Source organism: Paenibacillus sp. B-A-8 (genome assembly GCF_048572915.1).
Lineage (GTDB): Bacteria > Bacillota > Bacilli > Paenibacillales > Paenibacillaceae > Paenibacillus_AQ.
Window position 1 is genome coordinate 5,610,609 of the sequence record NZ_CP183882.1, and the last position, 25,055, is coordinate 5,635,663.

General features: G+C 44.7%; 21 protein-coding genes. 7 read left to right on the forward strand and 14 right to left on the reverse strand.

All coding sequences use genetic code 11. From position 1 onward, the window contains the following. Positions 1–78 precede the first annotated feature (78 nt). The gene (locus tag ACN6MV_RS25255) at positions 79–687 is read left to right on the forward strand and encodes a phosphatidylglycerophosphatase A (RefSeq protein WP_042130715.1); all 609 of its coding nucleotides are present in this window, start codon (positions 79–81) and stop codon (positions 685–687) included. A 273-nt stretch (positions 688–960) separates the two neighbouring features. On the opposite strand, the gene ACN6MV_RS25260 is transcribed toward ACN6MV_RS25255, so the two are convergent. The 5 genes from ACN6MV_RS25260 to ACN6MV_RS25280 all read right to left on the reverse strand — a co-directional run bounded on the left by ACN6MV_RS25260 (position 961) and on the right by ACN6MV_RS25280 (position 8,157). Next, on the reverse strand, positions 961–2,040 hold the full coding sequence (locus ACN6MV_RS25260; protein WP_419885110.1) for an MBL fold metallo-hydrolase: 1,080 nt from the start codon (positions 2,038–2,040) through the stop codon (positions 961–963). Beyond that, entirely contained in the window at positions 2,041–2,775 is a 735-nt protein-coding gene (locus ACN6MV_RS25265; protein ID WP_419885111.1) for a class I SAM-dependent methyltransferase, read from the reverse strand. It abuts the gene before it with no gap. A 148-nt stretch (positions 2,776–2,923) separates the two neighbouring features. Continuing rightward, a complete protein-coding gene (locus ACN6MV_RS25270; RefSeq protein WP_042130716.1) occupies positions 2,924–4,621 on the reverse strand; it encodes a glycoside hydrolase family 13 protein in 1,698 nt (565 codons plus the stop codon). Positions 4,622–4,692: 71 nt separating this feature from the next. Beyond that, positions 4,693–6,342: a response regulator gene (locus ACN6MV_RS25275; RefSeq protein WP_419885112.1), complete on the reverse strand. Its 1,650-nt coding sequence runs from the start codon at positions 6,340–6,342 to the stop codon at positions 4,693–4,695. Continuing rightward, complete coding sequence (locus tag ACN6MV_RS25280) at positions 6,343–8,157, reverse strand: sensor histidine kinase (RefSeq protein WP_076120788.1); 1,815 nt, start codon at positions 8,155–8,157, stop codon at positions 6,343–6,345. It lies immediately after the preceding gene. A 338-nt stretch (positions 8,158–8,495) separates the two neighbouring features. Between ACN6MV_RS25280 and ACN6MV_RS25285 the strand changes: the two genes are divergently transcribed. Next, on the forward strand, positions 8,496–9,872 hold the full coding sequence (locus ACN6MV_RS25285; protein WP_419885113.1) for an ABC transporter substrate-binding protein: 1,377 nt from the start codon (positions 8,496–8,498) through the stop codon (positions 9,870–9,872). Between the two features lie 254 nt (positions 9,873–10,126). Beyond that, a complete protein-coding gene (locus tag ACN6MV_RS25290) occupies positions 10,127–10,306 on the forward strand; it encodes a hypothetical protein (RefSeq protein WP_419885114.1) in 180 nt (59 codons plus the stop codon). Positions 10,307–10,673: 367 nt separating this feature from the next. Here ACN6MV_RS25290 and ACN6MV_RS25295 read toward each other — a convergent pair whose 3' ends face one another. Further along, complete coding sequence (locus ACN6MV_RS25295; protein ID WP_094873128.1) at positions 10,674–11,945, reverse strand: IS110 family transposase; 1,272 nt, start codon at positions 11,943–11,945, stop codon at positions 10,674–10,676. A 38-nt stretch (positions 11,946–11,983) separates the two neighbouring features. Between ACN6MV_RS25295 and ACN6MV_RS25300 the strand changes: the two genes are divergently transcribed. From ACN6MV_RS25300 to ACN6MV_RS25310, 3 genes are all read left to right on the forward strand, one after another. After that, positions 11,984–12,784 (forward strand): carbohydrate ABC transporter permease, encoded by an 801-nt coding sequence (locus ACN6MV_RS25300; protein WP_419885115.1) that lies wholly within the window; start codon positions 11,984–11,986, stop codon positions 12,782–12,784. A gap of 25 nt (positions 12,785–12,809) precedes the next feature. Further along, positions 12,810–13,700 (forward strand): carbohydrate ABC transporter permease, encoded by an 891-nt coding sequence (locus tag ACN6MV_RS25305; RefSeq protein WP_081954172.1) that lies wholly within the window; start codon positions 12,810–12,812, stop codon positions 13,698–13,700. 355 nt (positions 13,701–14,055) lie between these two features. Beyond that, the gene (locus tag ACN6MV_RS25310) at positions 14,056–14,877 is read left to right on the forward strand and encodes a TerC family protein (protein WP_042130725.1); all 822 of its coding nucleotides are present in this window, start codon (positions 14,056–14,058) and stop codon (positions 14,875–14,877) included. 81 nt (positions 14,878–14,958) lie between these two features. On the opposite strand, the gene ACN6MV_RS25315 is transcribed toward ACN6MV_RS25310, so the two are convergent. Further along, complete coding sequence (locus ACN6MV_RS25315; protein ID WP_419885116.1) at positions 14,959–17,322, reverse strand: YcdB/YcdC domain-containing protein; 2,364 nt, start codon at positions 17,320–17,322, stop codon at positions 14,959–14,961. 285 nt (positions 17,323–17,607) lie between these two features. Here ACN6MV_RS25315 and ACN6MV_RS25320 point away from each other — a divergent pair, with 285 nt between their 5' ends. Further along, a complete protein-coding gene (locus ACN6MV_RS25320) occupies positions 17,608–18,441 on the forward strand; it encodes a serine hydrolase domain-containing protein (RefSeq protein WP_419886815.1) in 834 nt (277 codons plus the stop codon). Positions 18,442–18,652: 211 nt separating this feature from the next. Here ACN6MV_RS25320 and ACN6MV_RS25325 read toward each other — a convergent pair whose 3' ends face one another. The 7 genes from ACN6MV_RS25325 to dagF form a co-directional block, all read right to left on the reverse strand. Further along, on the reverse strand, positions 18,653–19,741 hold the full coding sequence (locus tag ACN6MV_RS25325) for a low temperature requirement protein A (protein WP_042132430.1): 1,089 nt from the start codon (positions 19,739–19,741) through the stop codon (positions 18,653–18,655). Between the two features lie 85 nt (positions 19,742–19,826). After that, positions 19,827–20,522: an ABC transporter permease gene (locus ACN6MV_RS25330; protein ID WP_249923615.1), complete on the reverse strand. Its 696-nt coding sequence runs from the start codon at positions 20,520–20,522 to the stop codon at positions 19,827–19,829. A 50-nt stretch (positions 20,523–20,572) separates the two neighbouring features. Then, complete coding sequence (locus ACN6MV_RS25335) at positions 20,573–21,349, reverse strand: ABC transporter ATP-binding protein (protein WP_341114763.1); 777 nt, start codon at positions 21,347–21,349, stop codon at positions 20,573–20,575. Next, the gene (locus tag ACN6MV_RS25340; RefSeq protein WP_042130732.1) at positions 21,330–22,322 is read right to left on the reverse strand and encodes an ABC transporter substrate-binding protein; all 993 of its coding nucleotides are present in this window, start codon (positions 22,320–22,322) and stop codon (positions 21,330–21,332) included. Before ACN6MV_RS25340 ends, ACN6MV_RS25335 begins: the two co-directional genes overlap by 20 nt. A gap of 246 nt (positions 22,323–22,568) precedes the next feature. Then, positions 22,569–23,282, reverse strand: coding sequence for a GntR family transcriptional regulator (locus ACN6MV_RS25345; protein ID WP_375103893.1), 714 nt, complete (start codon positions 23,280–23,282; stop codon positions 22,569–22,571). A gap of 8 nt (positions 23,283–23,290) precedes the next feature. Then, positions 23,291–24,307: a sugar kinase gene (locus ACN6MV_RS25350; RefSeq protein ID WP_076120798.1), complete on the reverse strand. Its 1,017-nt coding sequence runs from the start codon at positions 24,305–24,307 to the stop codon at positions 23,291–23,293. Further along, entirely contained in the window at positions 24,300–25,055 is a 756-nt protein-coding gene (gene dagF / locus ACN6MV_RS25355; protein ID WP_375103895.1) for a 2-dehydro-3-deoxy-phosphogluconate aldolase, read from the reverse strand. The genes ACN6MV_RS25350 and dagF overlap by 8 nt, the downstream gene beginning before the upstream one ends.

Below are 25,055 nucleotides of genomic sequence, written 5' to 3' on the forward strand. Positions count from 1 at the left end.
TGAGGTAACAACAGTCCTTAACATCATACTAACGTTTGCTGTAATGAAATGACTTACTAAACAACGAGGTGACTGAACATGGCTGATGAAAAAATCGCAAAAATACCGTACAGTCTGAACAGCAAGGCCGTCGCAGATGCGACCAAATTCTGGCTGAACAAGCGTGGAGTAACTCTGGAGGAAATTGCGGAACTCGTAATGTTTCTGCAACAGAAATACTATCCGAATTTAACGATGGATGAATGTATCCATAATGTAGAGATGGTGCTTAGCAAGCGAGAAGTGCAGAATGCTGTGCTAACAGGTATTCAATTAGATGTACTGGCAGAAGAGGGCAAGCTGTTCTCCCCCCTTCAGGATATGATCGAGAATGATGAGGGATTGTACGGCGTAGATGAGATTCTTGCCTTCTCTATCGTGAACGTATACGGCAGTATCGGATTTACGAACTATGGCTATGTAGACAAGCTGAAGCCTGGCGTTCTTAAACGGTTAAATGATAAAAGCACGGGACAGATCCACACCTATCTCGACGACATCGTCGGAGCCGTGGCGGCAGCAGCCAGTAGCCGAATCGCACACCGCAAGCAAGCGGAGCGAGAAATTGAGCTTGAACTGCCTCATACACCGGAGGATCGTGAAGAAGCCGCTAGAAAACTTGCGGAATATGATGAAACTCCGGAGTGAGGAGTTTCAGATGCACCAGAAGGTGAGTTTCTAATACATCAAATGTAACTCTGAGGAAAAAGCGATTGTTTCACAAGCCCTGCGGGCTGCTGGGACAATCGCTTTTTTTGATGGGTTCTATGAATTCCTATAATTTAATCACTACCAACATTTAGTTACTCAAATACAAAAAGAGCAGTCCTCACAAAGGAAGACTGCTCTATAACAGCGTTATACATCATCTATTCCACGTCGATCTTGCAACATACTCTAACTGATATGCTCTTCAACACTTTAAGCTCCGTCGAACAAGAAACCGCCGTCTACCTCCAGCATCACCGCCCGCTCCCGACGCACTAACTCCGCCAAATGCGCTAGGGTCTCACTCATCGCAAAGCGCATCTGGTGAACGGTGGTTACCCGGCTTCGAAACAGAACTTCGCACACCGCAAACGCGCTTAGCGGACCGTTTGCAAGCAGGGCACCCGCTGTATCCAGCCGCTCCTCATGATGAGCGAGCAGGCTGTTCACCCGGTGCTCGAAGCCAGCGAAGGGCTCGCGATGCCCCGGGAATGCCATGCTGACCGGGTAGCTGCCCAGTTCCCGCAGCCCCTGAAGGAACGTCTGCAGCGGCTGGGGATCGCTGCCTGGCAGCAGGCTGACATTGGGCGAGATCTGCGGCAGCACAGCGTCCCCGCAGATCATAAGCCCGCTGTCAGCATGATACAGGCTCACATGCCCCGGTGCATGTCCGCCGGTAATAATGAGCTGCCATTTACGGCCGCCCATCTTGAAGGGCTCCGCCACATCGAAATAAGAAACGACAGGCTGCGGCTCCACCTGGGAATTAAAGCTTTCCAAGTGGGCCTTAATCCCGTTCGACCACTCATCTGTCATCCCATGCCGGATGAAATAAACCGGTAATATCTCATTGATGTCTTTGCTATTGTCTTTCCCTGCATTTTCCTCAGCGCCATTGCCTCGATCATCACCAAAGCCATCGCCCCACATCAATCTAGCCTCCGCATGGGCACGCTCCGTCATCCACACCTTACAGCCACTCTGCGACTGCAGCCAGCCGGATAATCCATAATGATCGGGATGGTGATGCGTAACGACGATATCCCGTATATCCATCCACGACAAGTCCAGCTCCTGCAAAATCCCGAGCCAGCAATTCTCTGTATCCGGGCTGCGCGGACCCGGATCGATAATAGTCACTCTCCCATCTTCGTCCGAAAGAATATAGCTGTTCACTTGACGAAGAGGCGAGTCCATGGGTACCGAGACTTGGAGAATGTTCTTGTCCCATGAAGTAAGCTCTGCCTTAGACATGGAGCGTTCACCACCTTTAAATCTTTTTCCGGAAACCATTTAGGGACGTGTTCCACCAAAGATCATCCGCGTGGACCTTTCTGCATCATAAACCTCATCTTCATAGCTGCCATGTACAGCTTCGAGCTGCAAGCCCGCTTTCTCAATCATTTCCTTGAACTCCTCCAGTGAATAAAGCTTCACACGCTCATGATATTGACGAGGCGTAGGGTCATTCTTAGTGGTTAGAATGATGTCCTTCTTCACATAACCATCCTCAATCCGGCGTGACTCATCTATCAAATTCTCTCCGTCCTCACGCGTAGAATGCGGCACCAGATGACGAATCACATGCGCAGGATTCAAAAAATCAATAACGAACTTGCCACCTGGCTTCAGCAGACGATAGATTTCACGCAGAACCTTTACTTGCTCCTCATCTTTTTCAAAATAACCAAAAGAAGTGAACAGATTAACTACGGCATCGAATCCTTCATCTAGTGGTAAATCACGCATGTCGGAACGGATCCAGGTTACTTTTTCCGCCCCGACTTGAGATCGAGCTTCACGCAGCAAGACCTCCGACAAATCTACTCCCGTAACCTCGTATCCTTCCTCCGCAAGTGCCAGAGAATGACGTCCCATCCCACAACATAAATCCAGCACTTTCGAACCTGGAGGTAGTCTCAGCCAGGCGATCATTTGATCCACTTCTTTACGTGCACCACCGAAATCCCGATGTCTATATACGATCAGATAATCCTCTCCGAAGCTCTTTTCATACCATTCAGTCATGTTGTCTCTCCTCCTACAGACGTCATTCTGCAACTCCTCTTATGTATGCTTATGTAACGCCATTGTACAGTCTTTTGCTGACAAACTCAAAGAAGAGTCATCATCGTGACCTCTCGGCCTTTAATGACAACTCTTATTGTAACTTCCTTTACACAAGCTGCTGTAAATAGACCCTTGCTTCATAAGGACGAAGCTTGAAAGAACGAATATCCTGATCTTTTGACTGCGTGTAATTACTGATTAATAGCTCCAGATGATCTGGATTTGAATCGAACCCCGCTGGCCATTCGAATTCAGGCTCTCCATCAAAAAAGTTCAAAATGACCAACAGTCGCTGATTCTCTAAAGTTCGGGTATACGCATAAATCTCAGTGTGCTCTGCTAGCAGTAGATCATACGATCCGTATACGATCACCTTGTATTTTTTTCTTAACGCAATCAGCTGTTTATAGTAGTTGTAGATAGAATCCGGATCTTTTACCGCATTGCCAGCATTGATCTCCATATGGTTGGAATTTACTTCAATCCAGGGCGTCCCCGTTGTAAAACCACCTGCATGTCCATCATCCCACTGCATAGGGGTACGGGCATTGTCCCGGCTTTTATGATGAATCGCAGACATAATCTGCTCTTCTGGAACACCGTTTTTTCGCTTCTCTTCATAATAATTAAGGGTCTCCACATCCCGGTATTCATCAATGGAATCGAAACAGACATTCGTCATGCCGATTTCCTCTCCTTGATAAATATAAGGTGTGCCCTCCAACATATGAATAAAGGTCGCCAACATTTTGGCCGAAGGAATCCGGTAGAAGAGATCGTTCCCAAACCGGGATACCGAGCGCGGCTGATCATGGTTACATAAATAATTCGCATTCCAGCCTCTGTCATGCAGAACCGTCTGCCAGTTGCTCATGATCTTTTTCAGCTCTAGTAGATTCCAAGGGACCACATCCCATTTCCCACTACCCGGCGAAGCGGCATCCAGAAACATATGCTCAAACTGAAAAGTCATATTCAGCTCCCTCCGTCCGTCACCTACATAATCCAGCGCCTGCTCTGGTCCGAGTCCTGAAGTCTCTCCTACCGTCATAATATCGTAGAAATATAGCACCTTATCGTATAGATTTTGCAGCAAGGTGTGTACATCCTCCAGATTAGAGAACATACCATAAGCCCTTACAGTAGGTGTTCCGTTCGGGTTGTCTGCATCTGGATAGCCTTTCGTCTTCACGATATGTGCAATCGCATCAAAACGAAATCCATCCACGCCCTTCTTCAGCCACCACTCCACCATCTCATGCAGCTTATCAATAACCACCGGATTCTCCCAGTTCAGATCGGGCTGGTATTTAGAGTAGAGGTGAAGATAATATTCATCCGTATGAGGATCAAGCTCCCAGACCGAGCCGCTGAAATAAGACTCCCAGTTGTTCGGGGGACCGCCATTTTTACCTTTTCGCCATATATAATAATCCCGTTTAGGATTGTCCTTCGACGACCTGGATTCTACAAACCAAGGATGCTCATGTGACGTGTGGTTCAGCACCAAATCCATCATCAGCTTCATTCCACGTGCGTGCAGTTCCCTGAGCAACCGGTCAAAATCATCCATCGTGCCGAATTCCTTCATAATGTCACAATAATCACTGATATCATACCCGTTATCATGGTTAGGTGATTTATAAATAGGGCAGACCCAAATCACATCTACACCTAGGTCCTGTAAATAATCCAGTCTGGATATAATCCCTTGTAAGTCTCCGATTCCATCTCCGTTACTGTCCATGAAGCTGATCGGATAAATCTGATACACGACGCTTTCTTTCCACCATTTGGGGTTCATAACTCGGTTACCTCCTATTTAGCTATATGTAGAGTTTAACCACACAGAGCCTAGTAGATAACAAATTCCCCCTACTTGGTTAGTCCTTTTTGATATTGCGAGGGCGTAAGTCCAGTCCATTTTTTAAAAGTAGCACTGAAGTGGCGCTCTTCACCGTACCCCACCAATTTGGCAACTGCGTACATCTTAAGATTTTGGCGGAGCAGCTTTTTCGCTTCTTCTACCCGGTATTGATGCAAGTAATCGAGAAAATTCACACCAAGCTCCTGGCGGAATAGTGAACTTAAATAAGTATTAGAAACATAGGCTTCCTTCGCGACATACTCTAGTGTCAGATTGGTATTATATTTATTACGAATGATCTCCATTGCAGTGACTACTGTGCGATGCAGCGGTCGATGGTTGGAAAAAGCCTCTACCACATTCTGCATAACCTTATTCAGAATCGTAGACAACTCTTCGAGTGTTTCTATCTGTGGTGCCTGCTCCATCCAATTGACCAAATGCTGCTTCCATTCGAAGCCAGCGACTTGTTTCTCTTGCGCGAGTCTCTTTAATCGAACTACAAAAGCCGTGGCTCGAATATTCACCTCTTGCTTAAGACATCCCGGATTGCTGCGAAAACGATCGAGCCATTTCTCCAGCAGATCAAGTGCGAGCTCATTGCTCCCAGCACCCACCGCCACAAGCATTTCATCCTCCAGCACATTTAATTCAGAATCATCTAAAATCCCGATTTCCTGCGGAGTGCCACCTATTACTCCCGTTCCTTCTGTATAGTAATAGACACCGCCTTTTCCGTTTAAAAATCGCGATTCCATCGCCTGAAGTGCTTCTTTATACGACAGATGAGCTTCAGAAATATCCGAACGACAGGAGCCAACGGCAATACTGATTGATAATTTGAGGTATTTCTCCAGATTACACTGCAGCTTCTCAATTTGCTCTTTCAACTGGAGGGGCGCTCGGTAAAGCTTGCGAGAATCCGTTCCGGCTAAGCAGCTGCCGATCCAGAGCAAATTATTGCCGTCATGAAAAGTTTCTATCTTTCCTCGATAGATGGGTGACAATGTCTCACTGATAATGTTTAATGCTGCGTAACGCAAAAGTACAAAATCCTGCGCTGTGCCTGTAGCGGAAGGCGGGTCAAAATCAAAGCTGACGAGACCAATTTGCGGCCCTTCAAAGCCAATCGCCATCGATAACTCTCCGATCAGCTCCTGTCGCCGTTCTAGCGGAACCGGTGGATGATAAATCCATTGGGAAAGGACCTGGCTTTTGACAAGCGGTGCATTTTTATGCCAGGAACGGTCTCGTTTAAGCTGCTCATCCTCTTGATTGCGTTGTCTTTCAATGAGTTCCTTGGCCTTCAGTACCGTCTTCAAAATTTCCTCAGGGCGGCAGGGCTTCAGCACATAATCAACAACGCCTAGGGAGATCGCTTGCTTCGCATAAGAAAACTCATTATAGCCGGATAAAATAATCGACCGGAAGCCGTACCCTCTGCGCCGCGCGACTTCAATCAGCTCCAGACCATCCATTTGCGGCATACGGATATCCGTTAACAAAAGATCGGGCTGTTCTTTCTCCATCAAAGCCAGCGCTTCACTTCCGTTCCCCGCCTCACCCATTACCTCAATCTGATGAGACTTCCAATCAATCATATTTACGATGCCCTCACGAATCGTATCTTCGTCTTCGGCAATCAGCAGCTTCATCATTTATGGACCCTCCACCGTGATATGAATAATAATACGTGTGCCAGCCCCTTCTACACTCTCCAGTTGCAAAGAGGCTCCCGCAAAAAATAAGGACAGTCGTTCCTGCACATTCATGAGCGCAAATCCTGTACGTCCAACATTCTCTTCTTCAGCTAAAGAGTTTCCCCTCGCTAAACGTTGATGTAGCTCTAAAAGTCTATCTGCTGTGATCCCCACACCATTATCCTGCACTTCAAGCACAATAGTTTTCTCTATACGATAAGCACGAACCGATATCAGTCCACTGCCAGACAACGGCTCAATCCCGTGAATCACTGCGTTCTCGGCTAGTGGCTGCAGCAGCAGCTTTGGTACAGTAAAATCCTTGATACTCTCATCCAGAGAAATTTCGAATTCAAAACGCTCCTTAAAGCGATTTTTCTGCAGGAACAAGTAATTGGTCACCAGCTCCACTTCCTGCTCCAAGGTAAACGTATCGCGTCCATCATTTAAGCTCAGCCGAAACACTTGAGAGAGAGAATACACCATATCGGCAATTTCTTTATCTCCCTTTTTCTCGGCTTCCCAACAAATTGTATTTAACGTGTTATATAAAAAGTGCGGCCTAATTTGAGCTTGAAGCGTTTTCAATTCTGCTTCCTGTTGCTTCATTCTTGAGGCGTATACATCATTGATGAGCGATTTGATCCGCTGCACCATTAGATTATAACCATGCCCGAGTAAGCCGATCTCGTCATTTCCTTCAAAAAATACCCGCTGCGTAAAATCACCTGTCTGCAGTCTGCGCATCGAACGGGAAAGCTTCTTCAGCGGTTTCGTAATAGCGGCAGCTGCCAGCCAAGTAACCATTAGGCTAACTACTAAACACAGAACAGCGATCGTCATTGTGACCTGTAAAATCTGACCAAGCTCTTTAACAAGCTGCCGCTTGGAATGAGCCACCACCACATACCAGCCCGTCGTCTCCGACTGAAGATGCGACACAATCCACTGCTTATGATCCGCTGTAGATTCCAGCCTTTTCTTCACAGTCAGATTAGGATCGCTGTCTGCAAAATACGGAAGTTCCAGATCTCTTTTGCCAATCCAGCTCGGGTTCGAAGCCGTAATAATCAGCCCGTTCCGATCAATCACGAACATATCCACATCATCTTCAGCATTGTCGAGATATTGACTCCCAATCTTCCCTGCATCTACACCGATCACAGCGAGTCCTGCCGGCTTTAAGGTGTAAATATTCTTGATGATTCTGGAAAGGACAATCTTATGATAATGATCGCCTACAAAAATACCGTCCGTGGGTCTGGAGAGACCAAAGGTTGGGCTCCCTGCTGCTTTAATAGCTTCCTGATAATACGAGGTTTTGATAAAATCCGAGTACTTCATACCTGTCGTCAATCCTGCCTGATTCGCAGCAAAAGGCTCTGCTCCATTGTTATCTTCTAAAGAGTATAGAATCAGAGATTGAATAGAATTGCCTGCAACCATAAGATTGGTAACGGTCTTAAATACAGAATTACGTTCCTTTTGCGCTTCAGACGATGCTAAAAGCCGCTGCACACTTTCATCCAGAAAGAGTGTATTCGAAAAAGATATCATGCCTCGCACCATTTCATCGATCTGCTCTGCTGTTTTTTTGGTAAGATGATCCTGTGACTGCTTCATTTTCTCCACAACCTGCTGCGAAGAGATCTGATAAGAGTTCCAACCCATAGCAAATATGGTCACCAGAAGCAGAGGAACGAACCATAACAACAGCTTAAATTGGAGCGGAAGATGGCGATAACGGCTGAGTAAGCGAAAATTCCGATTCATGAGAACCACCTTCATTTATATTAGAAAGATGTGTAAACCAAGTATAACTGAAATCATTCAGCCCTGAACCGGCTTTTTACATTCGCTAAAAAATGCCTACATTATTCTTAAATATGGACCATGTTTCTATTAGCTAGAAACTCTTAAGATGAGGATGCAAGCAAAAACGCCTTCGACGTCTCTTATAGACGGTCAGCGTTTATGCGAGAAATATAAGGATAATGTATAGCGTGAAACTTATACATTCTTATATTTCAAGAAGAAACGACGTTGTCGGCTTCCTCGATAGATAACAATCGTTTCTTCAAAATACATCATTCTAAAAAGGTGGGTTTTTGATGAGAAATAAAGGAATCAAGCTAATGCTTATGAGTCTAATGCTTCCAGCTCTGCTTGCAGGCTGCGGTGGCGGAAATAACAATGCGAAAGCTACAAACGCTCCTGCGAATGACAAAGCCGAAGCTACTGCCGAGGCAACAGCGAACGCAGCGGAAAACGCACCAGCCGAAAAAATTACACTGAAGTTCTTTACCGCACTTGCGGATCGGGCAAACGGTTCAGGCAAGGTGGAGCAAGACATTATCGACGCTTATATGAAAGAGCACCCTAACGTCAAGATAGAAGTGGAAGCGCTTCAAGATGAGCCTTATAAATCAAAAATTAAAGTATATGCTTCCAGCAATCAGATGCCTGATATCATTCAAGCTTGGGGTCAGCCTTCTTTCCTGAGTCCACTACTCGATAATGACTTGCTGCTTGAGCTGAACAGCGCTGACTTCGAAGGCGATCAATTTGTTTCCGGTTCCATGGACGGCTTCAGCAAAGATGGCAAGCTGTATGGATTGCCACGCAGTGCCGACTATATGGTCATGTTCTATAACAAAAAAATCTTTGCTGACAACGGCATCGAGGTTCCAAAGACTACTGCTGACCTGCTGGCAGCTGTCAAAACATTGCGTGCCAACAAAATTAACCCGATTGCTATGAATGGTATGGATGCATGGACGCTGCCAATCTGGTATGAGTTCGTTGCTCAACGTCAAAATGGTGATTTCAATAAGATGGATGAAGCTGTTGCACGTAAAATATCCTTTAATGATCCTAGCCTTGTTGCAGCTGCAACGGAAATGCAAGATTTCGCAAATGCTAAAGGCTTTGCCGATGGCTGGTTAACCGCTGATTATGGCGCAGCACGTAACTTGTTCGGACAAGGACAAGCCGCTATGTTCTTTATGGGCGCTTGGGAGTCCGGCCTAGCTACAGATATGAACTTCTCTGAAGAATTCCGTAATAATGTAGGCGCATTCGCTTTCCCTGGTTCAGATAAAGGTAAATCAACGGATGATGCTGCTTGGTACGGTGGTGGGTATGCAGTAAGTAAGAACTCCAAGCATCCTGATGCTGCTGTTGATTTCTTGAAATATTTCTTCGCGCCTGAGAACTGGTCCAAGATGTTATGGCAAGCTGGCGCGGGTACACCTGCGCAAAAATTCGATGAATTCTTAACGGGTAATGAAACTCAACTCCAAAAAGAACTAGTAGATGTCTTCAGCTCAATGACCTCTTCCAGCGGAACTCCGCTGCAGGATATTGGTAACGACGAGTTCAAGCAAAAGGTAATGGAGGCTCACCAAAGCCTGCTCTCCGGCGCTATGAATACAGCGGAATTCGCCAAAGCGCTTGACGCTGCGTCCGATAAATTGGCTGGTAAATAAACACTAATACTACTAGGTATATGAATGACGGCGCTTCTGATTTAACATCATAAATAGTGGCGTACAACCCCCGACTTCCCCCAGAGGTCGGGGGTTTGTTGTTCGGGCATAAGCGCCTTCGACGTCAGAGAAAATTATCATTCCATAATTTAAAAAATGTGTACAATCATCTGAAATATACGGCATGTTCCAGGGTCTGGCTTCCCGTTACGATGGTAGTAGATAGATTACTCTTTCAAAGGACGGAGATTTCCATGCACAGAGTGTTAAGCGACAAAAAAGCGATATTCCTACTCATCGCACCCGGGCTATTCCTGTTTGCTTTTATGATTTGCATCCCTATCTTCATGAGCGCTTATTACGGCTCTACAGACTGGGGCGGAATCGGGAAGTACAATTTTATCGGCTTTGATAACTCCCTCGATACGATATAGTTTTCTCACTAATACTCGCTTATTCGCAGGATTTCGCCCGGTGGGTAAGGGGTGAAAGATCAGAAGGGGAACTCCGTGTTAGACTTCGGCAACATGAAGACGCACGGGAATAGTGGGGAACATATCCTGCCCCATATAATTCCATTTACTGCACGCTTTCTCCACGCCTCCCTTGGAGGTTTTCACTCCCATGTCTCAACGGGTCTGTGCCCTCTCATTCCTTCGTTACGCCTGTCCAAGGGGTGGAGGCCGGTCTTGCTATCGTTACGGGTCTGTGCCCTTTGGTTAAATATATCCGGTACTCCGTGCTTTCTTTGAAATCCTGCAAATAAGCCAATACTCGTGCTACGAAACGGTAGGTTATAGGTTAAGCTGCGAGCTGAATAGGCATTGTTTTTGGAGGGTTGTAAGCTTCGCCACTGCGGGCCATCCCTACAAGTATTCGAGCTAACTTTCCACACAGTTTCATAATAGACCTCATTTTCTTCATCTTCTTTACTTGTACATTGTAGGTATGCATGGCTTTAAACTCCGAATTACTTGCTACTAAACTCATGGTCATCATAAAGATGAAACGGCGGAGACGAGATCGTCCTCGTTTGCTAATCTTCATTTGTCCAGTCCATTTGCCTGAACTAGCTTCTGCGAGGTTTAGCCCAGCATGGCGCAGCAAGGCATTGCCGTGCACAAATCCGCTTAAATCCCCTGCCTCACCTAGAATACCGGCTAGTGAAATAACACTTATCCCTTTGACAGCAAGCATGGATTCAGCAAATGGAATACGTTTTAGAACGGCAACAATCTCTGTCTCTACCGTTTTTAGTTGCAGGCAAGCAAGGTCGTACTCATCGAGAAGTTGCTTCAAGTGAAGTTTGTAGGCATGCAATGCTTGCTTAGTGCCAACAGAACGGCTAGCAAAAGAGATAAGAGCTTTGGCCTTTGGTTCACCAGAATGCCGTTTCATAACCGATTTCCAACCTTGCAGGACGTCTTGAGGCTGAAGTTTATACAATTCTTCGGGTGTAGGAAAAAGACGAAGTGTGGCTAGTGAACCTGTACACATGATGTTTTTGAAGACTTGTCGCAGCTCAGGAAAAACAACGTCGACCCAGCGATGGATTTGGTTCTTCGCACTAACGAGTCTCGTTACGACAGAGTCGCGGTTTGAGAGAAAGACACGTAATTCTTCGAAGGCTTCTGGTGTGTTGCGAATGAACAAATAATAGCCGTTTTTGACCATATCAGCGATGACCAGAGCATCCTTTTTGTCGCTCTTGGATGGCGTATTGTCGCGGTTCTCCTTATTTTTTCTCACGAGATGTGGATTGACTAGAACGACTTCAAACTGGCGATCCGAAAGCCAGTTGGATAGGCTAAACCAATAGTGCCCGGTAGGCTCCATACCAACAATAGCCTCCGTTAAAGCGTGTGTGGATTGCAACGTTTGAATCCAACGAAGAAGGAATTGAAAACCCTCTTCATCATTAGAAAAGGATAGAGGATTACCGACCACGATTCCTCGAAAGTTAACAGCACGAGCGACATGCGTTTGCTGAGCAATGTCGATTCCTACGACTAGATGCTGGGCGGTAATTTTTTCAATGAGTTGATTTTGTCTGTCCTGCGATTTAAACTTCATAGTAGAGCGTCCTCCTGGATGATGGGATTTAAAGGGCTATGACCCGTTGCGTACTCCCATCGTACCGAGGCGCTTGTTTTTTTGCAAAGCTGATAATTAACGCTCTACAGGAATGCTATCGTGAAATCCTATTTCATGACAAAGTATTCTGGACTTCGCTGGGCAATGCCCTGTTACTGACTGCTGCCACTGTATTCTTACAGCATCCCTTTGCTATTCTCATAGGGATTTTCCTGACCAATTCCGGCAAATACGAAAAAATATTCCGGACGATCTTCTTTATCCCAGCCGTAATTTCTGTTGTGGTTACAGCCAAGCTGTGGAGCGGGATTTTTCATCCCAATTACGGATTGCTCAACAAGTTGCTAAGCGGCGTTGGACTGGATTCACTCACACATGATTGGCTTGGAGATCCGAAGACAGCGATCTGGTGCATCATCATTGTTGTTATGTGGCAAGGCTTTGGATACGCACTGCTGCTTTATTATTCAGGTCTGCAAGGCATTCCAAGTGACTTAAGCGAGGCCGCAAAGATCGATGGTGCGAACAACTACACCCTCTACACGCGCATCATCATTCCGCTTCTGTCGCCTATGATGCGAGTTGCCATTATCATCGCGGTTACAACCTGTCTTAAGCAAATGGAAACCGTGTTCTTAATGACTAACGGCGGCCCGGCGAACAGCACGCAATTCTTAGGGAACTACCTTTACAAAACCGCCTTCTCATCGTCGCTATACGGCTACGGTAATGCCATATCCATCCTATTCATTGTGTTCTGCCTTGTACTGACCGTAATACTCAACAAGGTTCTGAAGAAAGATATCGGAGAGTTTTAGAATCCCTGTAACCGGAGGAAATCATATGAATAATTCATTAGCACCTGCCGCTTCGCCCCCCAATCTGAAGCTTCATAAACAGAAGCGCAGTAAACCTACAACTGGCAAAATCCTAATGATGGTGTTTCTTTGTCTCATCGCTTTGATTCAGTTATTTCCGCTCATCTGGCTGATCGATTACTCCCTGCTAAAGAGTGGTGATTTCTTCGGAAGCTCTTTTCTGAAATGGCCATCGCCACCGCAATGGGAGAATTATAGAAACGCTTTTACCTATGGGCGTGTACCACGCTATTTTGCCAACAGTCTTATCATTACAGTAATTACCGTTGCGCTGTCCGCACTAGTGTCACTGATGATGGGATATGCGTTCACACGCATGAAATGGAAGCTGAGTGGTATTGTGTTGTCACTCATCATGATGGGCATGATCATTCCTATTCATGCGACATTGCTGCCGAACTTTATCCTGTTTAACAAGCTCGGAATGCTGAACAATATGTACACGCTGATTCTGCCTTATTCGGCTATTGTCATTCCAATGAGCGTGCTCATTATGACCGGTTTTCTTGAGACCATCCCTCGCGCGATTGAAGAATCGGCGGTTATCGATGGCTGTGGCATTTACGGTGTGATCTTCCGCATCATCCTGCCAATTACGAAACCCGCACTCGCTACCATCTGTGTACTCAATTTCATCAGCACCTGGAATGAATTCATTATGGCGAACACCTTCCTCACCTCAGAGGATCTCAAAACCATTCCGTTCTCCATTATGAAATTCGCCGGAGAATATTCGTCCAACTATGGTGCTCAGTTCGCGGTTATGACGATCATTGCCATCCCGACCATCCTAATCTATCTGCTTTTCACAGAACAGATGACCAAGGGAATTACCGCCGGAGCGGTTAAGGGATAACACAAAAAACACGGAGAACTCTAGCTTCTCTTCTTTCTCCAACATTTTATTGACATTAACTTTCAACTCGTATATGATCTCCTTAGGCAAAATCACAACGAATTAAATCAAAAATTTAATATATCCCGTAAAGGGGAGTAGCTGTTAAATAAAGTCGTCAATACGAGAATATGAGGATATTCTCCGGCTTTATTGGCAATTCAACATTGTTAGCGAGACCTTTACCAATCAGGTTAGACCTTTATTCCAAAGGCTAATCTGTTTGGTAAAGGTCTTTTTTATATAAAATTGGTTAAAATGGTAAGGTAAGTATCTTTTAGTAGATATTTGCATAAGAAAAGGGAGGACAACAGTAATGGATTGGGGATTATTATTAGAGTACGGCTGGGTATTACTAGTTCTTGTAGCACTTGAAGGACTACTAGCCGCAGATAACGCACTGGTATTGGCAATTATGGTTAAACACCTTCCTGATGAGGAAAGAAAAAAAGCACTATTCTACGGATTAGCCGGAGCCTTCGTATTCCGCTTCGGTTCACTATTTGTCATCTCTTACCTGGTTGATATTTGGCAAGTACAAGCCATCGGCGCACTTTATTTACTGTTTATCGCGGGGAACCATATCTTCCGAAAACTATTAATCAAGAAACCAGTTACGGATGAGGCAGCTGAAAGCGGTACGGACGGCGCAGTCAACAAAAAGAAATCAAGCTTTTGGTTTACTGTCTTTAAAGTAGAAGTTGCTGACATCGCCTTCGCGGTAGATTCCATCCTAGCCGCAGTTGCACTTGCGGTTGCACTTCCTGCAAGTGGTCTTCCAAAAATCGGAGGCCTTGACGGCGGACAATTCCTCGTCATCTTTGCCGGCGGATTTATCGGATTGGTTATTATGCGTTTTGCAGCTTCCTTCTTCGTTAAGCTGCTTCACACCCGTCCAGGTCTTGAAATTGCAGCCTTCTTCATCGTAGGCTGGGTCGGCGTTAAGCTCGCAGTCATTACCTTGGCACACCCTTCACTTGGTGTTCTTTCCGAGGATTTCGCGCATAGTACCATTTGGAAGGTTACCTTCTATGTTGTACTCGTGCTCATCGCTGCAATCGGTTGGTTTATGAGCAGCAAGGTAGAAGAGAATGTTGGAGAGAATCCAGTTAAAGAAGTAGATAAACAGCTCCATTAATTGTATTTGTATTGTAAAAAAAAATATAACCCGAAAGACATACCCTGAACTGTAAAGGTGTTTGTCTTTCGGGTTATTTTCTTATTGACCTATAATCTGATCGGTCTTTCCTTGCAGCTCCACCAGCTTCATAATCACCGTAGCCGCCAGCGCTTTCGATACCGTCTGTTGCGGATTAAACTTGCCGTTGTCATCCTTTAAGATTCCCAATTTCACAACAAGAGCCACTGCACCCTTTTTGTTAATAGATGAACTATCGCTAAATTGACTTACAGTCACATCTTTATCAAGATAGGTTGTGAGTTTGTTGTATTTCAAAAAATTAGCCAGCAGAACAGCAAGCTGTTCCCGGGTTAATTTACTATCAATTTGGAGGCTTTCATCCTTATTGATCCACTTACGATCTGCCGCATAAGTAACAGCATCATAATATGAATTTTCAGGCTTCACGCCAGCCACAGTTTTTCGTTCATTATTATTATAATAATTGCTGAAATTCGGATTAGAAGCCTTAACAAGATAGGTTATCCAATCACCAACAGTTATTTCTTGATCCGGGTTCACTTTACCATCGGCATCCGGAGTAAGCACATGATACTTTACTAATTCTGACAATGGCTGTTCTGCTGCGTGGCCTTTGATATCCGTCGCAGATATTTGAGTATCTTGCTGACCGAGATAATCATAAACCGCAGTCCATTTTCCAGTGGCTGCATCTAAAACCTGATACAATCCGTTAGATTCATCAAAGGTTGTATCATATACCAGCTTCACCTTTGGCGCGACATAACTGCTATAAGTATTGTATCCGCCAACCTGAGTGTATCTTAGCTTAGTCTGATATTTGGGTTTATAACTTTCGAGTGCTTCCTTCTTGGATATTTTAGCATCTGGCGATAATGTGATCTCATCGATACCGCTTATCCGATTCCCTATGTAAGAAATCAGTCTGCCGTAAAGATCCAAGCTTACCGTAATATTGCTGTCACTCACAGGAATCCCTTGATGATATCTAATAAACTGGTATCTGAATGCAGATCCGTCTGAAGTCACGCTTGAATTAGCTCCATATTCAACAAGCTTTAGCTTCTCGCTCGCCTGAGGATATAGGCTATTAATTATACTAAGCGCTTTAGACTTAGCTTCAGCCTCACTAAGCTTCTTCCCTCCAACAGGAGCCGGCTCTTCTTTTTTATCCTGAGTAACACCATAGGTTTGAACTTGGTACTGCAATATTTCACCGGTCTTTGCATCTATTTCAGCAGAGGATTGTTCTGGAAAACCAGCACCAATGAAACGTTCATTTCCATTACCACCCCAGTATAACTGCCAGATCTTCCGATTCGTATCCTGATAGTCATTTCTCAAGCTTTGAGAAATCAATTTACGATCTGCTGGAATGTAAGCTACCTTCTTTACAAGCTGTTCCGCTTCTTTTGCAGAAAGCTCTGTAGTAGAGCTTCTTGCTTGAAAGACATCCTTACTCTTGGCAATATCTGAATAAACGACTGGAGTGGATACGGATTCTTTTCCTTCATAATCTATTCTCTTGCCGGTCAATGCATCGATAGGATATAGTGATTGATCCACCGGACGCCAGCCTAGAATCCAGTTGTTAGGTTTTCCGTTCTTATAAATAGGAATGTAAAAAAGACCTACATCAAGCTGATCCGCAAATTGCTTCTGTGCTTGCTCCAAGGTAATCTTAGGCTGTGCGGACGGATACTCAAGCCCTTGAGAAGACTTAGAGAATTGAATTACATCTCCGTTCCCATCCACAGCTATGTTAATGCTATCCGATCCAGAGGGAAGACCATTCTTCATGATATTGAAGAAATAGCCATATTGAATAGGACCGAATAAAGCGCTCGAAAAATAATTATAACCAACATTTTCATTTAATTGCAGATCACTGCTCTTAACCGATGAAGCTGCCTTAGCCACAAAAGCCTTGGCGATCTCCAGTGCCTGCGCCTGCGATATTTTCGGTGGATAATAGGATTCGTTATTCTCACGTGGATATGAAATATACGTACTGATGATATCTCCATTAATCGCATCTATCTCGCTGCTAAAGCCATATCCCATATTCCCTTCTTGCATTTGCCACTGAATATTCCAGATCATTTGATTTGCTGGAGCGGGGTAGCTTTGGTTAGATCCCAGTTGAACATTGTTTACCGTTGCATTTTTTAGGGATGGGAATAGTTCTCTTAGCTTTGCAATCGCTTGCTCCTGCGTGAATTTCACTTTTGTAATATCTGCCTCGGACGTCGTTGTAGTAGTCGGGGCTTGTGCGCTAACCTGGGTTACCACAGTGTTGCTGCTAACAGATGTAGAATCGGCAGCAGCCAAGCTTGGTGGTAACAATAATGCGATTGCCACTGAAGTAATCAATACCGTTTTAGCTGTCTGATGAACAAAGTGCGTGTTATTGCTTTTCAAAAGAATTCATCCTCCTCTAACACGTGATTCATAACATTATACAGATAATTTCTTATATTTTCCATATTTAATTAACGACAGGAAATTACGACATTTATGTAATGTATGCTATATAAGCTATAATGGTAGGCAGCTACAGCTTCAACTCATCTATGAAAGGGGGCCACCCACATCACTGACTGGAACCTTCAGCCGCTTATAGACGGTATTACTGGCCTAGATATTCGCAGTTGTCTAATCGTTCAACATGGAAAACCCATACTGGAGCATTATCGCGAGCCTAAAATTGCAGTAGAGCTTGGCAAAATTAACTCATGCACCAAAAGTGTACTCGCCGCTCTAGTCAGCATAGCCATAGATAAACAAATCGTTCCACCACCGGATACCCCTATTTCACTCTTTTTCCCTTTATTAAAAGAGGATCAGGACCCCCGAAAAAGAGAGATCACGATCGGTCACTTATTAACAATGACAGCTGGCTTTAACTGGACGGAGTTTGGGGGGCAGAATTCTTTTCCGACCATGACCAAAACCGCAGACTGGATAAAGTTTGTGCTCGCGCAGCCGCTTGCGCATACGCCTGGAACCGTGATGACTTATAACTCCGGATGCTCTCAGCTCTTATCCTCGATTCTGCGGGATTGTTCTGGACAAGACGTGGCTGCCTTTGCCGAAGATCAGCTGTTTCAGCCGCTTGGCATCGAAAGCTATCGCTGGGATAGTGATCCGCAAGGCATACATACTGGTGGTTTTGGCCTTTATCTGAAGCCAGAGGATATGCAGAAATTCGGTCTCCTTTATTTGCAAGAGGGGCGCTGGAAGGCTCAGCAGCTTATTCTTTCAGACACGGTTCAGAAGTCCACTCACCCATATGTTGAAGCCACACTTCCACAGAAGGGCTTCTACGGCTGGCACTGGTGGGTATCCTCATTCAATGCAGGCACAGAGCAGCAGCCGAATGAGATCCCTTATTATTTTGCGCTTGGTTTCATGGGTCAGCACATTATTGTGGTTCCAGCCTACGAGCTGGTTGCAGTCATCACTGCGGATAAATATAAGAAACGCTCACCTGCAAATGTCTTCGGCCGATTTATTGTACCTGCTCTTCTTGGGCGATAGGGACAGGGGATTATATGCAGCTTTATGTGTGGATACCACCTATAGAGCTGCAGCAGCCCTAGACGGATAAAGTCTTAGGCTGTCTCTGTTTTCTTTGAACTAATTTCGTTCTTAACTAAATAGATTATATTTCATGGATCTAAACAAAAAGGAAGCCGATCACATGGACCGGCTTCCTTCTTCTTATGATTCAGCTGCGATGTAAAGCTGCTCAAGTCGTTACTTTGGCATATACACCAAAGAACAACATCATCTCTCCGATGATCAGGTAATTAGGTATAAGGAACAGCAAATCTACTGCGAAAAACACTCCAAGTAAACCTAATAATAACACTAAATGGAACATCCCTAATCTTTGCTGTGAACGTCTATATTTATGGAAGACCAACGAAGTAGAGAAGAAGTAGAGCAACACCGACCCAAAAATAAAAAACACCATAAATATATAATCCAGTTGTTCCAGAAATAACAATTGGATCGAAGCAGCGATCATACTCAAGGAGATATAAATAAACAAATGTCCATAAATTATGGTCTGCCCGGCAGTCTCTATACTCTTGTCCACTTTCTTCTCAACATTATCAAAATATTGCCACCACATCGCAATAATTAATAAGAAAGTTAATAATGCAAATAAAATAGATTGCCAGGTCCAGTGGCTGGACTGCAGCACTGCAAGTATACTGACCACTGATTCACCAAGCAGAATGAGCGTGAACAATGAGAAGCGCTCTAATAAATGATGAGTGTTTATAGGACTTTTCACCAAGTATTTCCGACCGATTAAGGGGAGCAAGATGTCTACAGTAATTCCTGCATACAGCACTGCATAACGAACCCAAGAATCGAAGAAAAGTGATAAAGAAGAGATTACTATACCAATCCAAAATCGACTTCCCAAATACCAGGCAGTGCTCTTTCTATCGTCCTCTTCATTTTTATGTACCGTAAGATATTGAATGGCTGTCATGGCTCTTAAACCAACATAACCTACTAAGAATGGTACATAATGTTGATCAAAATCAACCGATAAGCTAGCTGTCATGATTAATACAAAGAATAATTGTAGAATCAGAAATATTCGGTGTGAAAAAATGTCTTGTCCAAACCTGTTAACAAAAACCGATTGCCCCACCCAAGCCCACCAGATCGGAACAAAGATTAAGATAAACTTGGATAAGTATTCAAGTGGAATTGTACCCGTCTCTACATGCAATAAGACATGACTCGCTTTTGAAACTGCAGCTACAAACAGTAGATCATAAAACAGTTCCAGCCAGGTCACTTTCTTCTCAGCCATTGATGTTGATCTGTGTTCAGTTCCCGATGTGCTCTTATTCATCGTTTTGCTCCCTTGGTTTGGATGTGTTGGATCCCTGACACAGCTAATTCCGCCACTTCATAAACTTGTAATCCAGAAAATCAACAAGCAAGAAGAGGACAAACCCCACCAAGCTGAACAGCATAATTCCCGCATACATTTCCGGATAATCCAGTCTTAACCAAGCATCCATAATGAAAAAGCCCATGCCATGCTCGGTACCATAAATCTCCGTGAAAAAGAGGACAGATATCGCCGTTCCAAGCGAAATACGAATCGTACTCAGAATGACTGACAGTGCACCCGGCAGTGTCACATGCCAGAATTTCTGTACTGTACTTGCCCCTATACTCGTTAAGACATCATAGGTATTCTCAGGAATAGCCTTCACACCATCCCTAACCGAAATGATAATCTGGAACAAGAGAATCAGCATAATCATTAAGATTTTAGATGTTTCTCCAAGCCCGAAGAATAACATCACAACGGGAAGCAGAGCAATTTTTGGAACAGGATAGGTTAAATAGACCACAGGGTCCAGCAGCTTATTCCAAGTCAGCGAACGTCCCATCAGAAGACCAATGAGCAGCCCAATGATTAACGCAAGCACTACACCTGCAAAAATTCTGAACAAGCTATACCCCACATTCAAAGCAATATCCTGTGCACCCAAGTGAAACATAGCGTTATACACTGCGAATGGACTAGGCAAAATCGAATGATTCATAAGCAAATAGGCAATATACCAAACCACATTCATACAAAAGAACACAAATACCAGTCTTATTATGTGATGAATCCGACTTTTTCTCACCATATCTCCTGCATTACCTTTCTGATTCGCTTAGTCTGCTCAAAGAAATCTACACTGTCCCGCTTATCCTCATGCTTCATATGAAACACCAATTGATTATCGATAATTTCCGGTATTTCTTCTTTGTTAGATGGCATGACAATAATTTTCTGTCCCAGCAGAATAGCTTCTTCCACATCATGGGTAACAAATAGGGTAGTCGCCGGATGCGTCAACCAGTTATCCAAAAAGAGAAGCTGCAGCGTTTCCCGCGTAATCGCATCCAGTGCGGAGAATGGCTCGTCCAGCAGCAAAATGGTGGGCAAAATAGCGAAGGCTCTAGCGATTGCCACTCTTTGCTGCTGTCCTCCACTGAGAGATAGAGGATAACGATCAGCTAAATCAGAGATTCCCATTGATGAAAGCCACTGATTAATCTGGTTCTCCCGTTCTTGCTTGGTTGTGCTCGCAGTATGCGAGATTTTCATTGCGATTTGAATATTATCATGTACAGTCTTCCATGGGAGAAGCCCATAGTTTTGTGGTACCAGACCGATCAGAGTTTCTTTATCATGCACGGATTTTTCATTAAAAAGTATTTGCCCCTTATAGCTCGGCAGCAAACCTGCGATCGCCCGTAGTAACGTGGATTTCCCGCTGCCAGAGGGTCCGATGATCGTGTAAATCCCATGCTCTGGCAAAGATAAATCCATCTGTCCTAAGGCCAGTTGACCCGTCTTGTACTCTACTTTAAGACCCTTAATGACGAGTCCCTTATTTTTTGAATTGGACATCAGAAATCACATCTTCAGCCGAGATATTTTTGCTAAGCAAACCTTTTTCCCGTGCCCATGCAAATGCAGCTTCTACTTCTTTCACATCCACTTGATTGGCAGGAACATAATCAGGCACCTTAATCTCATCTTTCAACGTTTCTGGATAGCCAACTTCTTTGATCACAAGATCGATATATTCGGATTGATCATGAGATTTCATATACGCTACAGCCTCGTCATAAGCAGCATACATATTCCGAATCGCATCTGCCTTAGCATCAATAGCATTTTGTGGGAAAGCCAATACAAATGGATTCACTCCCGCGGTATGCGTGGAGCTAAGCACGCGCAAGCCTGAGGTTTTACCCATAGTTACAAATGGTTCAGGCAAAATAGCTGCATCCGCCTTATTGTTCTTAAGCAATTCTAAACGGGTAGGGATTTGCGGAACCTCAGTTACCGTAATATCGTCTTCTGTCAAACCCGCTTGTTTCAGCATCATCGCCACCGTATATTGTGTGGAAGTATTTTTGGACAAAATCACGGTTTTGCCTTTCAGATCCTTCACATCTTGGATGGCATCATTCCCAGTCAATAAATCGAATTCACCAAAAGTTGTACTAGTGATCTTCACATCCAGCCCAGCTTCATTGTAGATAGAAATCGCAACTAGATCAGCGCTGATCCCCTCTAGCTTACCAGCTTGAAAAGCGACATCACGATCTTTTGCACTCTTGAACGTTTGAATGTCTAGGTTCACTCCATGTTTCTTATCAAAGCCTTGCTCATGAGCAATCACAAAAGGAATAGCATCAATCGAAGGCAGTAAGCCAAGCGACAAAGTAACAGGTTCTTTTGAAGCCTCTGCTGCGTTTCCCTCTGTCGATGTTGTATTCGTGTTATTCTTTGAACCACAACCTACTGCAAGTACAGCAATGACAACGACCATCATCGACAACATTAACATCTTTTTTAAAGATTTTTTCTTCATAAAACTCTCCTACCTCCATTAATCTTTCTATAGTAGACATGCCTCTATTCTTTGCAATCTGCAAAAGAGCATGCAAAAAGCCCTTAAGCTGTTCCAGGACGCTTCAGGTATTGTAATTTTACATCAGTCATCACATCTTGTATATTCATAAATTTAAATAGTTATATTTATCACATACTAAGATGCAAAAAATCCGAACCATTCTGCAAGGAATCTCCCCTGCAAATTGCTCCGGATTTTCGCTAACTACACCTCATAGTTCACTACATAATTCTGTAGCTCCGTATTATAGAAACCAATACTATACTCCGTCACCTTGCCCAGCTCATCATAAGAATAACGTGTTCGCTTCAGCAAAGGACACTTCTTTTCCAATAGTAGGATCTCTTCTACCTCAGGCGGAGGGACAGCAACAGAAAATTCATCACGTAGCCTCTCAAGGGAAACACTCCGCTCTTCAAGCAGCTCATACAAGGACTGAGCATTCAAATCAAGTAGATCCAAATCATCCATACCATTTACTAAATAATGCGTGTAATGAACGTATGGAATATCATTGAGAGTGTATATGCGTTCCAAGCGTAAACAATGTTCGCCGAATAAACGGTAAGGTTCACTTCCGACCTCATTAAATACTCGCTCCGCCTTCAGCCATTGCTTCCGAATTTGGTGCCCTTCATCCACCAGAATTTCCGTGAACTTTTTCCATTTGGACAGCTTGGAGGATGAGGTATTACGGATCACCTTCGTCCCCTTGCCGCTCCCTTTCTCCAGAAATCCTTCTTGGACAAGCTCCTGAATGGCACCGCGTACTGTGATCTTGCTGACATTGAATTCCTGCTCTAGCTGAGGTTCGGAAGGAATATTTAATCCTATAGGATAGACTCCGTGTAGAATCCGATCCTTTATAATATTTGCGATTTGCAAATATAAGGGCTTATCTTTTCGGGACAAACTCAAGAGGTTCACTACCTTTCTACATCGCCTACGGATAGAGTCATAGCTCGAAGGACATCCGCTTCTGAAGCCATGGGAGTGTCGCCCTCGACAGTATGAGCTAGCATACTAGCGGCAGCGGCAAACTGTACGGTCTGCTCAGGTGTAAATCCTGTTAGCTCGCCATGCACAATTCCGCTCGTATAGGCATCTCCAGCCCCTATTCTATCATAGACGAGAAATCTCAGCGTATCCGAAAAGAAGAAGCTCTGATTCTTATAAAGAAAACCACGCAGTGAATGTGAGTTGTCACCATGAATACTGCGATGGGTGCCAGCGATCACCGAGATATCGTACTGCTTCGCAACTACCGGAATAAGTTCGAGCAATTGCTCTTCACGTTCAGCTTGTGCAGTACTCATCCCTAAGATATGGATCGCGTCCTTCTCATTCATCATTACGATATCGGCCAGCTGCAGCATCTCCTCGTAATGCGGCTTCGCTAGTGAATATCCTTCCGCTCCCCACAAGGACGGACGATAGTTGCAATCAAAGATCACTGTTCCACCCTGCTGCTTGACCGCTCTAGCTAAAGATTTCATGTGATGACGCACACTTTCGTTCATAGCCAGCGTAATGCCGCAGAAATGGATCACATCGAGACTTCGCGCAATCTCTTCATAATGATATGTTTCCTCAGGAGCCGTGTTGAAGCTGCTCTCCAGACGATTGCTGTAAGTCACCTTGCTTGGACGTGCACCAAATCCATTCTCCAAGAAGTACAAGCCTAGATATTCTCCTCCTCGCATAACGAAGTTTGAAGAAATCCCCAGCTTACGCAAATGCGCCGCAGCGGCTTCCCCCAAAGAAGTATTCGGCAAACGGGAAACCAAAGCACCTTCATGCCCGAAGCGTGCCAGTGCAGAGCTGACATTAACCCCGGTGCCAGAGAATGAATAGTTTAAGCTGTTTCCTTGTGATAGCAGCTGAACTCCCGGCACCTGCAGACGCATCATCACTTCTCCGAATGCCCCGATTCGTTTAGGCATATTTATCTGTCAGCCTTTTCATAATTCCAAGCAAATCACGCACATCCTGGATCCGGGTCTGGCCCGATTCTTTATCGATAATGGATGAGTAGACATGCGGAATCACATGTGGCACCCCTGCTTCAAGCGCAATTTCCAATATTGCCTCGAAATTGTCCATATCAATCCCACCGGTAGGTTCGAGTGCAAACCCTGCCTCAGCACAGGCCTTAGCGACAGAGCGGTATTCCTCTTCACGGCTTAAACCCTCCATCGGGAAATACTTCAGTGCATTACCACCCATATCCCGAACTAGCGCAATTGCTGATGCTATAGGTACAATCGCCGCTTCACTCTGCGCAGCGCTGAAAGGTCCTGTAGAGATATTCACATAACCAGCGTGACCGGAAGGGGCGATCATGCTGTTGATCCAGCTGTCTTTCCCGCCAAGATTAGCGCGCGTAGCTCCAACCACCGGGAACACCTGGTTAATATGACTCCCCGGATAATGCTTAGCAATCTCGGCAACAATTGCCGCTTGGCGATTATCTCCTGCACCTAAGCCAATCGATACCGCATCTTCAATCTCTTGACCATACTGCTTCATGGCTGTTACGGCTTCTTCTGCTGTCTTATAATCCTTAGAGAGCACACCGACCAGCACATATCCTTCCGCCGCTTCATAAATCGCTTTAGCATTAGCGATATCTTTTGCGAGTACATTTAATGCGGTGCGGCCCTTATAAAAACGTTGTGAAATCGTCGTCAT